The sequence below is a fragment of the Modestobacter sp. DSM 44400 genome (assembly GCF_900107175.1).
Lineage (GTDB): Bacteria > Actinomycetota > Actinomycetes > Mycobacteriales > Geodermatophilaceae > Modestobacter.
In genome coordinates this window covers 42,860-53,286 of record NZ_FNOZ01000010.1, presented here as the reverse complement: position 1 = coordinate 53,286, position 10,427 = coordinate 42,860, and the positions used below count along the sequence as shown (strand labels likewise).

Below are 10,427 nucleotides of genomic sequence, written 5' to 3'. Positions count from 1 at the left end.
CGAGAAGTAGACCGGAGTGCTATCCGGGCGTCAAGCGCAGAGGGCGTGTCCAGGGACCGTGTCGGTGCAGTGACTGAATGGACCGAGGATTTCAAGGCGATGCCACTCCCCCCTCCCGCCATTGGACGTCTCATCGCGAGTCGAGGGCGACTCCCTCCGCGCATAGGAAGGCTCGTGTCGACGGACCATGCCCACCATGGGAACGCCACGTACGGATGCGAGTTCTCGAGTTGTACATTTACCCCATGGATGTAGCCGTCAGCGTTTTGCGTGCAGACCTGTCGAGCTGGATCGAGCGAGCCCGGGCGGGCGAGGAGGTGGTCGTCACCGACCGTGGCACGCCGGTGGCACGACTGGTGCCGGTCGACACTGCGCCGCTGCTCGATCAGCTCGTGCAGCGTGGAGTTTTGAGCAGACCGCCCCGGGCTGGTCGCCCCACTGCGCGAGGTGCCGACCGTGTGCACGCGCAGGGCCCGGTGGCTGAGCTGGTGAGCGACGAGCGCCGCTGACCGCTGTGGCCATCGTCTATTTCGACAGCAGCGCCTTCGTCAAGCTCCTCGTCGAGGAGGACGGCAGCGACCTCGCCGCCGCGCTGTGGGACGGTTGCGATGCCGCGGTGTCCAGCCGACTCGCCTATCCCGAAGTACGTGCCGCACTGGCCGCCGCGGGGCGTGCCCATCGTCTGGAGCCGGCCGATCAGGATCGTGCCGAAGCGGCCTGGGAGGAGTACTGGGCGGCGATCAGGACCGTCGAGCTGACCGCACCCGTTACCGCGCACGCCGGGCTGCTGGCCGGCCGACACGCGCTGCGCGGCGCCGATGCGGTGCACCTGGCCAGCCTGCTCGCCGTCGGCGCCGCCGACACCCTGTTCGCAGTGTGGGACCAGCGACTGCGGGCAGGAGCGCGATCGGTGGGCGTGCAGCTGGCTCCGGCGGAGTAGGAGCAGCAGTCCCGCAAGCGGGCAGGTGAACCGGGTGCGGCACGCGCCCAGTGCCGGTGGAAGGATCCGGGCATGCCCCCGTCGGAACACCCCAGGGTCGCCGAGGTCACGCGACTGCTGCGTGCGGCCGGCGCTCCCGGCCAGGTGCGCGAGCTCCCCGACAGCGCCCGCACCGCCGCCACGGCCGCCGCGCAGCTCGGCGTCGCGGTGGGCGCCATCGCCAACAGCCTGGTCTTCGACGTCGACGGCGAGCCCCTCCTCGTCCTCGCCAGCGGCGCCCACCGGGTCGACGAGGCCGCAGTCGCCGCGCTGCTGGGTGTCGCCCGGATCACTCGGGCGACTCCCGACTTCGTCCGCCGGCACACCGGCCAGGCCATCGGCGGGGTCGCACCGATCGGCCATCCGGCGCCGATCGGCACACTGGTCGACGTCGAGCTGGTCCGCCACGAGCGGGTGTGGGCCGCCGCAGGCCATCCGCACGCCGTCTTCCCCACCACCTACGACGAGCTGCTGCGCCTGACCGCCGGCACCCCGGCCGAGGTCGGTCCGGGCCCGGTCGGCCCGCCGGTGGACGAGCCGCAGGTGGCTGCCCGATGACCGGCACGGCACCGGCGACCCGGGTCACCAGCCTGCCGACCCCCTGGATGCGTGACCACCTGCACGAGGTGCTGGCCATCTACGGCGCGGCGATGGGCTACGGCGACTCCGTCGTCGCCGGCCGGTACGGCTACGCGATCCAGCACACCGAGCGGGAGGGTTTTCGCGCCGTCGGCGCGTTCGTCGAGACCCCGGAGGGCGGCGAACGGCTGGTCGGATTCGGCTACGGCTATCTGGTCGCCTCCGGTCAGTGGTGGCACGACCAGGTCCGCCAGGCGCTGGACCGGCGCACCGTCAAGCAGTGGCTGCCCGGCGCCTTCGAGGTGTGTGAGCTGCATGTGCTCCCCGACCAGCAGAGCCGGGGCCTGGGCCGCCAGTTGCTGCACGCCCTGCTGGAGGACCTCGACCAGCCGGCCGCGCTGCTGAGCACCCCGGACACCGACACCAAGGCGTTCCGGCTCTACCGCGCTGACGGCTTCGTCGACCTGGCCCGCGGCTACCACTTCCCCGGCGATGCCCGCCCCTTCGCCATCCTCGGCGTCCGGCTGCCGCTCCGCCCACCGTCGCCGAGGGACTGATCACCGTCATGGGGCCCACCGCCGTCGACGCCGTCGTCGTCGGCGCCGGGCACAACGGGCTGGTCGCCGCCTGCCACCTGGCCCGGGCCGGGCTGCGGGTGGAGGTCGTGGAGTCCGACGAGGTGCTCGGCGGCGCGGTCTCCACCGTCGAGCGCTGGCCGGGCGTGCGGGTCGACCGCGGCTCCAGCGCGCACGTGATCATCCGGCACAGCGGGGTCGTCGAGGAGCTCGAACTCGAGCGGTACGGCCTGCGCTACCTCGACTGCGATCCCTGGGGCTTCGCCCCCGCACCCACGCCGGGTCATCCGGGACCGGCCGGCCGGCCGCTGGTCTTCTCCGTCGACCTGGACGCCACCTGCGCCTCGATCGAGGCTGCCTGCGGTCCGGCCGACGCCGCGGCCTACCGGCGGTTCGTCCAGGTCTGGGGCCCCCGCAGCGCCGCCGTCGTCCGGGCCTTCGGCGACCGGCCCAGCCCGGCCCGGCTGGTCCGGCACCTCTGGCCGGTCGGCGCACCCCGGCGCGGGCAGCCCCGAACCCCCGGCGGCGAGATCGCCACCGACTTCCTCGGCTCCGGCGACGCACTGCTCGACCGCTGGTTCACCAGTGAGCGGCTCAAGGCCGCGCTGGCCTGGTTCGGCGCCCAGTCGGGGCCGCCGATGTCTGAGCCCGGCACGGCGGCGATGGTCGGCTGGGTCGCGCTGCTGCACGACGTTCCGCCCGGCCACCCGGTCGGTGGGTCCGGCGGGTTGACCCAGGCGCTGGCCGCGCGACTGGCCGCCGACGGCGGCCGGGTCACCCTGGGCGACGGCGCTGCGCGACTGCTCGTCGAGGGCCCTCCCGGGGAGCGCCGGGTCGTCGGCGTGCAGACCGTCTCCGGACGGCGGATTCCCGCGCCGATCGTGGTGGCCGCCTGCCACCTGCTGGCCACCCGGGCGCTGGCCGGGGACGACGCACCCCCCGCGCTGGCCGATGCCGACCCGCCGGTGGGCAATGGCTTCGGCCTGGTCGTGCGGGCGCTGACCGACGCGCTGCCGGCCTATCCGGGCGCGGTCGGCGACGAGGCGTTACATGGACTGCAACTGCTGTGCACCGACCGGGCGCAGCTGGCCCGCGCGCACGGCGACTGGCAGGCCGGCGAACTGCCGCGGGAGCCGGTGCCGCTGGCCATGTCCTTCAGCGCGAGCGATCCGACACTCGCCCCCGCCGGTCAGCACGTGGTCACCGTCTGGGGGCAGTGGTATCCGTACACCCTCGCCGACGGGGGTGACTGGGACGCGCTGGCCGAACCGGCCGCGCGGCAGCTGATCGCCGCCGTCGACCGGTACGCACCTGGCTTCGCCGCCTCGGTACAGCAGCTGTACGTGCAGACCCCGCTGCAGCTGGAGCGGGAACTGTCCCTGCCCCGTGGCAACGTCATGCACGTGGAGATGGGGCTGGCCAGCATGTTCGCCTTCCGGCCGACGCCAGCACTGTCCGGCCACCGTGTCCCCGGGCTGGCGGGGCTCTACCTGACCGGCGCCTCCACGCACCCCGGCGGCGGGGTCTCGGGCAACTCCGGCCGGACCGCGGCGCGCGTGGTGCTCGCCGACCGGACGGCGGCCGCCCGCGCCCGGGCCGAGCTCGGACGGCGACTGCGCGGGCTCCGCCGGCGATGACCAGCGTGGCGGCACCGGCTGTCCGGACCGGAGCCTTTCGGGCGCGCGTGCTGCCCTGGGTGCTCGCCGGCGCCGTCGTGCTCACCGCCATCGCCTATCCGCTGACCGACGGCGCGGCGCGCGACGCGGTGAGCTGGTCGATCGTGCTGCTGGGCGCCGGCGTCTCGATCGTCGCCGCCACGGTCGGCCGCGGGTGGCGCACCGGGCTGGGCGTGCTGGTCACCGTGGCGGGGGTCGCGGTGTTCGCCGAGGCCCTCGGCCTGTCCACCGGCTTCCCCTACGGCGAGTACTCCTACAGCGATGCGCTGGGACCGACGGTTGTCGGCGTCCCGTTCCTGGTGCCGCTGGCCTGGCTGATGATGGCCTGGCCCAGCTGGGTGCTGGCCGTCCGGCTGACCGCCCGGGTCCGGGCCGGCCGCCGTCCGTTGCTGCGGGTGCTCGTCGCCGCCTACGTCTTCGCCGCCTGGGACGTCGTGCTGGACCCGCAGATGGTGCAGGCCGGCTACTGGCGCTGGAAGCATCCGACCCCGGGGCTGCCCGGCATCGACACGGTCCCGCTGACCAACCTCGCCGGCTGGCTGCTGGCCGGGCTGGTACTTATGCCCCTGCTCGACGCGCTGGTCGCCCGGACGGCCATCCCGGCAGCGCCCCCGGCACCCACCGCCGGCGACGGCCCGCCGCTGCTGGTGCTCGGCTGGATGACGCTGGGCGGAGCGCTGGCGCACGCCGGCTGGCTCGGGCTGCCCGGGTCGGCGGCCTGGGGGGCGCTGCTGTCGGTGCCGGTCGTGGTCGCGCTCGGGATCAGCACACGCCGCTGGGCCCACGGCCGGTGAGGCGCTGGGGACGCGGTCTGGTCCGGGCCTGCGCGGGCCTGTCGGTGGCCGGGGCGCTGCACGCCGCGGTGAACACCCGGCTGCTGCGCCGGCCCGTCGTCCCGGCGCCGGCGGTGACCGGCCGGGTGGCCGCCGTCCTGCCGGTCCGGGACGAGGCCGAGCACGTGACCGACTGCCTGGCCGCGGTGCTCGACCAGCGCGGCGTGCCCGACCTGCAGGTCCTGGTCGTCGACGACGGCTCCACCGACGGCACGGCCGACCTGGTCGCCGCCGTCGGTGACCCGCGGGTCCAGCTGCTGCGCGGGACGCCGCCGGGCCCGGGCTGGCTGGGCAAACCGAACGCCTGCGCGCAGGGCGCCGCCGCGGCCGGGGACGCCGAGGTGCTGGTCTTCCTGGACGCCGACGTGCGACTGATGCCCGACGCGCTCGCGTCGGCCGTCGCGTTGCTGCGGGCCCACGACCTGGACCTGGTGTCGCCATGGCCGCGGCAGCTGGCCGGCAGCGGAGCCGAGCGCCTGGTGCAGCCACTGCAGCAGTGGTTGTGGGCCACGCTGCTGCCGCTGCGGCTGGCCGAGCGCTCCGCGCGCCCCTCGCTCGCCGCCGCCAACGGCCAGTTCCTGGTGGTGCGCGCCGCCGCCTACGCCCGGGCCGGCGGGCATTCAGCCGTGCGCGGCGAGGTGATCGAGGATGTCGCGCTGCTGCGTGCGGTCAAGGCATCCGGTGGGCGCGGCGTCGTCGTGGACGGTTCCACACTGGCCGCCTGCCGGATGTACGACGACTGGCCCGGCGTCCGGGACGGCTACGCCAAGTCGCTGTGGTCGGCCGTCGGTGGCCGGCCCGCGGCCGCGGCCGTGGCGGCGCTGGTGCTGAGCACGGTGTGGCTGCTCCCGCCGCTGGCCGCCCTCACCGGCTCCCGTGCCGGGCTGGTCGGCTACGCCGCGGGCGTCGCCGGCCGGGCGGTGACCGCCGCCGGCACGGGCGGGCGGGTCTGGCCCGATGCGCTGGCGCACCCGGCCTCCGTGCTGCTCCTCGACGTGCTCGTCGCCCGGTCACTGCACGGGCGGCGACGCGGCGAGCTGCAGTGGCGTGGCCGGCCGCTCCCCGGCCCCGGCTCCCATCACGGCTGACCCGCGCGAGCCCGCCGGGCTCAGTCCGGGCTGCGCTGGAACAGCCGCGACAGCACGATCTCGGTCTGCGTGCCGGTCACGTCCGGCAGCCCGCGGATCCGCTGGATCGTCTCCTCCAGGTGCCGCACGTCGCGGGCCAGCACGTGCACCACGGCATCGGCGACGCCCGACACCGTCCAGGCGCTGACCACCTCGGCGATCCCCGTGTAGTCCGCCCGCAGCCGCGACGGCGAGACCACCCCGTTGTAGGCGACCTCGACGTAGGCCTCGGTGTCCCAGCCGAGCGCGTGCGGGTCGACGATCGCGGTGAACCCGCTGATCGCGCCGTCGGCGACCAGCCGGTCCACCCGGCGCTTGGTCGCCGGGGCCGACAGGCCCACCGCCGCCCCGATCTCGGCGAAGGTCGCGCGCCCGTCCCGCCGGAGGAAGGCCACGATGCCGCGGTCGATGTCGTCGACGATACTCACGCCACACATGTTGCGCTCGACACCCACCAGACGCAACGGATCACCGCGAGCGCGCAACATCGAGGGATCGACTGCGCGTAGTCGCGGCCCTAGCGTTCCCAGTGCCCCCAGCCCTGCTCTGCCCGGAGTCGCCGTGTCCACCGCCACCCTGCCCGCGCCCGCCCTCGAACGGGTCGCCCGCCCTCGGCACTACGTCATGTGCCCGCCCACCCACTTCGACGTCCGGTACGCGATCAACCCGTGGATGCGGCCCGGCGGCCCGGTCGACCTCGACCTCGCACTCCGCCAGTGGGGCGAGCTCGTGGCCGTCTACGAGCGCCTCGGCCACCGGGTCGACGTCCTGACCCCGGCCGCCGACCTGCCCGACATGGTGTTCGCCGCCAACGGCGCGCTGGTGCTGGACGGCCGGGCCTTCGGCGCCTCCTTCGCCCACCCCGAACGGCAGCGCGAGGCGGAGCTGCACCGCGTCTTCCTGCAGCGGGCGGGGTACGCCGACGTGCACATCCCGCGGCACGTCAACGAGGGCGAGGGCGACTTCCTGGTCGTCGGAGACCTCGTGCTGGCCGGGACCGGCTTCCGCACCGACGTCGCCGCCCACCGTGAGGCACAGGAGTTCTTCGGCCGCCCGGTGATCACCCTGGAGCTCGCCGACCCGCGCTTCTACCACCTGGACACCGCCGTGGCCGTCCTGGACGACCACACCATCGCCTGGTACCCCGGCGCCTTCAGCCCGGGCAGCCAGGGCGTCGTCCGCACGCTGTTCCCCGACTCCGTCGAGGCGAGCGAGGCCGACGCGGCCGTGCTGGGGCTGAACGCGGTCTCCGACGGCCGGCACGTCGTGCTCCCCAGCGCCGCGGGCGCGCTGAGCGCCCAGCTGGCCGAGCGCGGCTGGCTGCCCATCGGCGTCGACCTGTCCGAGCTGCTCAAGGCCGGCGGCAGCGTCAAGTGCTGCACGCTGGAACTGCGGGACGCGCGCCGCTCCTGATCGCCGGCGCGTGGCCGGCTCCGGTGCAGGTCGCCGCGTTCCGACCTGCAGGGTGGCCGCGGCGCCCCTACCGTCGGGGGATGAACAGCGACGACCTGCTCGCCCTGCGTTCCGACGAGCGCGCCGCCCTCCTACTGGTCGGTCTGCGCGGCGATTGGTAGCCCTACTGCTGCGCCAGGCGGTTCGCCTGGCCCGGTCCCTGTCCCGCCTGTCCGCCGCCGGCACCGAGGTGGTGTTCGCCTCGGTCGACCCTCCCGAGGCCCAGCTCGCCATGAACAGGACGTGGTTCCTGCCCTTCCGCTGGGTCAGTGACCCCGACGGCGAGCGGCTCGCCAAGCCGCTGGGCGCCTGGGACACCGATGCCTCGATCTTCCGGTCGATCGTGCTGGCCGTGGCCCCGGACGGCCGGGAGGTATTCCGCGAGCTGTCCCGGGACTTCACCGACCGGGTCGACGACGAACCGGTGCTGAGCGCGGTGGAGGCACTGGGCCTGCCGGCGCTGCCCACGCCCGATCCCTGGGCTCCCGACGGCGTCGAACCGCAGCCGTCCAAGCGCGCGTTCCGGCCCGCCAGCTTCATCACCTACTTCCGGGCCATCCGCTTCAACACGATGGCGCTGGGCGAACGGATGGTCGACGAGCGGGACCGCGAGCAGCTCGCCACCGAGCAGCGGATGGCCGAGTCCTTCCTCGGCGCGTTCGACGAGTGGCGGGCCGAGCACCCGCCGGACCGGTAGTAGCCGGCCGCGCCACCCCGGGAGGCGTGGACGACGATGGGCAGGTGACCGTGCAGAGCAGCCCGCAGCGCGTCTCCTTCGACCCGGCCGAGATGGACACCGGCGCCTTCTACCGCGTGCTCAACTCCGTCGTGGTGCCCCGGCCGATCGCCTGGGTGGTCACCCAGTCCGCCGAAGGCGTGCACAATCTGGCCCCGCACTCCTTCTACACGGTGGCCTGCGTCGACCCGCCGATCGTGCAGTTCACCTCGGTGGGCCGCAAGGACTCGCTGCGCAACGCGGAGGCCACCGGAGAGTTCACCGTCAACCTGACCCCCGAGGCGCTCTTCGAGCGGGTGAACGCGACTGGCACGGACTTCCCCGCCGGGGAGAGCGAGGCCGAGCACACCGGGGTGCGGCTGGAGCCCAGCGACACGGTGAGCGTGCCGCGGGTGGCCCAGTCCCCGGTCTCGCTCGAGTGCGCCCTGCACTCGACGCTGCGGCTGGGCGACAGCACCGTCGTCTTCGGGCGGGTGGTGCACGTGTCGGTCTGGGAGACCGCCGTCCGCGACGGTCGGGCCCGGATCGATCAGCTGCGGCCGCTGGCCCGGCTGGGCGGCAACGAGTGGTCGACCATCGGCGAGGTCAAGGAGATCCGCCGGATTCCCTACCGGAAGTGGGCCGAGGACCCCTCCATCGGGGAGCAGGTCAGAGGCGACTGACTCAGGCGGGGAGGTGCGGGGCCACCTCGTCGGCGGCGTCGCCACCGAACGCAGCGGCGAAGCGCTCCAGGAACGGCCCCGTCGGCAGGCTGTACTCCTGGGTGCCGATGACCTCGATCGCGGCGGTGGCCACGGCCGAGCCGACCTGGGTGGCCCGCTCCAGGCCCAGCCCCCACTGGCGGGCGGCGACGAAGCCCGCACGCAGGGCGTCGCCGCCACCGGTGGGCTCCACCGGCTTGGTCTCCGGGACGGCGATCACCTCGATCGGCTCCTCCCCCGCGCGGTCGACCCGCACGCCGTTGGCCGCCCGGGTCGTTACCCAGGTGCCGACCCGGGCGAGCACCTCGTCGGCCGTCCAGCCGGTCTTCTGCAGCAGCAGCGCGTGCTCGTACTCGTTGGTGAACAGCAGGTCCGCGCCGGCGACCAGTCCGCGGATCATCTCCCCGTCGGCCCAGGCCAACTGCTGGGAGGGGTCGGCGAGGAACGGGTAGCCGCGGTCCCGGCACTCCTGGGTGTGCTGGACCATCGCCGTCGGGTCGTTCGGGCCGACGATGACCAGGTCGAGCGGGCCGACGCGCTTCTCCACGGGGGCGAGCTCGATGAGCGAGGCCTCACTCATCGCGCCCGAGTAGAAGGACGCGATCTGGTTGTTGGCGGCGTCGGTGGTGCAGGTGAAGCGGGCGGTGTGCTTGACGTCGGACCAGTGCACGCTGCCGGTGTCCACCCCGTGCCGGGTCAGCCAGGCCTCGTAGTCGTCGAAGTCGTTGCCCACCGCGCCGACCAGCACCGGCGCCATGCCGAGCAATGCCAGACCGTAGGCCATGTTCGCGCCCGCGCCGCCGCGGTGCTGCACGAGGTCGTCGACGAGGAAGGAGAGCGAGACGTTCTCCATCTGGCCCTCGACGAACTGGTCGGTAAACTTTCCGGGGAAGGTCATCAAGTGGTCGGTGGCGATGGAACCGGTCACGACGACGGGCATCGGGACGACTCTCCCTGCAGACGGGGGCTCGTCGCCCGACAGACCCCGGAGCAGGCATGAGCGCCGGGGCGGCACCAGCGTAGGAGACGGCCCGGCCGGACGCTCAGTCGGCCAGCGCCCGCCGCAGCTGGACGCCGAGCTGGGCGGTGCCGAGCACCCCGAGCAGGCAGCCGACGGCGGCGCCGCAGGTGACGACCCAGTCGGCGGCGTCCGGACCGCCGGCACGGAGGACGGCGAGCACCCCGGCGCCACCGAGGGTGAAGCCGGCCATCGCCACCCGGGTCGGGCGCTCCCACGCCGAGATGGCCCCGGTCTCGGACACCCCGGCCTGCCCCGCGCGGGCCCGCAGGTAGTCCGGCAGCCAGCACAGCGCACCGAACGCGGCGGCCAACCAGCCCGGCGCCCCGGCGCTCCACAGCGCAACGGCGTAGGCGACCTCGGTCAGCCGGTCGACGGCGGAGTCCAGCACGAAGCCCCGCCGGGACGCCGTCCCCCCGGCGATCGCCAGGGCGCCGTCCAGGGAGTCCAGCAGGCCCGAGAGGCCGACCAGCAGCCCGGCGGCGATCAGCCATCCCCCGCCGGCCACCGCCGGGCCGACGGCGGCGGCGGCCACGATCAGCCCCAGCGCGGTCGCCAGCAGGGGCGAGCGCCCGCCGAAGGGCCGGGCCAGCGTGTAGGCCAGGGTGAGCCAGCCGTGCACCAGCCGGCTGTCGGCCGGGTCGGTGCCGCCGTGCCAGCCGGCCCAGGCCGCCAGGTACTCGTCGCGGCTCAGCACCCCGGCCCCGCGTTCCGCTGCACGCGTCCAGTCCACCAGCCACTGCTCCGCACA

13 protein-coding genes are annotated in these 10,427 nt (G+C 74.4%); 10 read left to right on the top strand and 3 right to left on the bottom strand.

What is annotated here, in order from left to right; all coding sequences use genetic code 11:
• The first annotated feature begins 77 nt into the window (after positions 1–77).
• The 7 genes from BLW04_RS29565 (at position 78) to BLW04_RS08920 (ending at position 5,730) form a co-directional block, all read left to right on the top strand.
• Positions 78–509, top strand: a complete 432-nt coding sequence (locus tag BLW04_RS29565) for a type II toxin-antitoxin system Phd/YefM family antitoxin (protein ID WP_371327780.1) — start codon at positions 78–80, stop codon at positions 507–509.
• Positions 510–514: 5 nt separating this feature from the next.
• On the top strand, positions 515–940 hold the full coding sequence (locus BLW04_RS08945) for a type II toxin-antitoxin system VapC family toxin (RefSeq protein WP_091538873.1): 426 nt from the start codon (positions 515–517) through the stop codon (positions 938–940).
• Between the two features lie 72 nt (positions 941–1,012).
• Positions 1,013–1,537: a YbaK/EbsC family protein gene (locus BLW04_RS08940; protein WP_091538870.1), complete on the top strand. Its 525-nt coding sequence runs from the start codon at positions 1,013–1,015 to the stop codon at positions 1,535–1,537.
• Complete coding sequence (locus BLW04_RS08935) at positions 1,534–2,115, top strand: GNAT family N-acetyltransferase (RefSeq protein WP_091538866.1); 582 nt, start codon at positions 1,534–1,536, stop codon at positions 2,113–2,115. Before BLW04_RS08940 ends, BLW04_RS08935 begins: the two co-directional genes overlap by 4 nt.
• 8 nt (positions 2,116–2,123) lie before the next feature.
• Positions 2,124–3,770, top strand: a complete 1,647-nt coding sequence (locus BLW04_RS08930) for a phytoene desaturase family protein (protein ID WP_091538861.1) — start codon at positions 2,124–2,126, stop codon at positions 3,768–3,770.
• A gap of 47 nt (positions 3,771–3,817) precedes the next feature.
• Entirely contained in the window at positions 3,818–4,603 is a 786-nt protein-coding gene (locus BLW04_RS08925; protein WP_254781198.1) for a carotenoid biosynthesis protein, read from the top strand.
• Entirely contained in the window at positions 4,600–5,730 is a 1,131-nt protein-coding gene (locus BLW04_RS08920; protein ID WP_217630938.1) for a glycosyltransferase family 2 protein, read from the top strand. The genes BLW04_RS08925 and BLW04_RS08920 overlap by 4 nt, the downstream gene beginning before the upstream one ends.
• Before the next feature lie 20 nt (positions 5,731–5,750).
• Here the strand turns inward: BLW04_RS08920 and BLW04_RS08915 are convergent, their stop codons facing one another.
• Positions 5,751–6,197, bottom strand: coding sequence for an Lrp/AsnC family transcriptional regulator (locus BLW04_RS08915; protein WP_091538854.1), 447 nt, complete (start codon positions 6,195–6,197; stop codon positions 5,751–5,753).
• Positions 6,198–6,330: 133 nt separating this feature from the next.
• Here BLW04_RS08915 and ddaH point away from each other — a divergent pair, with 133 nt between their 5' ends.
• From ddaH to BLW04_RS08900, 3 genes are all read left to right on the top strand, one after another.
• Positions 6,331–7,182: a dimethylargininase gene (gene ddaH / locus BLW04_RS08910; protein ID WP_217630937.1), complete on the top strand. Its 852-nt coding sequence runs from the start codon at positions 6,331–6,333 to the stop codon at positions 7,180–7,182.
• 154 nt (positions 7,183–7,336) lie between these two features.
• Entirely contained in the window at positions 7,337–7,918 is a 582-nt protein-coding gene (locus BLW04_RS08905) for a peroxiredoxin family protein (RefSeq protein WP_091538847.1), read from the top strand.
• Between the two features lie 44 nt (positions 7,919–7,962).
• Positions 7,963–8,619 (top strand): flavin reductase family protein, encoded by a 657-nt coding sequence (locus BLW04_RS08900; RefSeq protein WP_254781197.1) that lies wholly within the window; start codon positions 7,963–7,965, stop codon positions 8,617–8,619.
• 1 nt (position 8,620) lies between these two features.
• Here the strand turns inward: BLW04_RS08900 and BLW04_RS08895 are convergent, their stop codons facing one another.
• Together BLW04_RS08895 and BLW04_RS08890 are read right to left on the bottom strand one after the other, a co-directional pair.
• Positions 8,621–9,598 (bottom strand): carbohydrate kinase family protein, encoded by a 978-nt coding sequence (locus BLW04_RS08895; protein ID WP_091538844.1) that lies wholly within the window; start codon positions 9,596–9,598, stop codon positions 8,621–8,623.
• 103 nt (positions 9,599–9,701) lie between these two features.
• Entirely contained in the window at positions 9,702–10,409 is a 708-nt protein-coding gene (locus BLW04_RS08890) for a CDP-alcohol phosphatidyltransferase family protein (RefSeq protein ID WP_254781196.1), read from the bottom strand.
• Between the last annotated feature and the right edge of the window lie 18 nt (positions 10,410–10,427).